Source organism: Vibrio sp. 2132-1, assembly GCF_033344315.1.
In genome coordinates, this window is record NZ_JAWPON010000840.1 from 1 (window position 1) to 523 (window position 523).

The window sequence follows — 523 nt, forward strand, 5'->3', positions numbered from 1 at the left end:
ATGAGATCAAATGTGAGAAGGCGTGATGTTGTGTTTGCGTATCTGTGCACTTCTTGTGCATCTTATTTTTATTATTACTACTAAGTCTTAGTAAAGAAAAGAAACATTTAACACTACGGCAACATTTGTGATCGCAAGATCGCATTCTATTACGCAACAATGTAATGCACTCAAACGTAGCTAGAGGATGGTTGCGGGCTAAAGGCTTAGCCCCAACTGCGCATACTGCGCATACTGCGCGATGAGGATATAGACAAAACAAAAAATGGAGTGGCAATCGCACACTCCATTTAAAAATTGTTGAACGCTAAATGAGTTAGAACCAGCGCTCTAGTGAGGACTTATCAAGCTGGCGGAAAGCACGATTCAAAATTATTGCGAGCTCTTTATAACTAGGTCGCGCTTTAACTGGCTCTAAGGCAAAGCCTGTTTCCACGATTTTTTGATGAAGTTCGCGATACCAAGAAGCCAATGATGGCGGTAGTTTGGTGTTTGAGCGAGCACCGAGCCACCAGATACCTTG

The 523-nt window shown here is 42.6% G+C and carries 1 protein-coding gene; it reads right to left on the bottom strand.

From position 1 onward, the window contains the following. Positions 1-316: 316 nt before the first annotated feature. A partial coding sequence (gene yfbV / locus R8N47_RS28310) for a terminus macrodomain insulation protein YfbV (RefSeq protein WP_318186497.1) occupies positions 317-523 on the bottom strand: 207 nt, incomplete at its 5' end.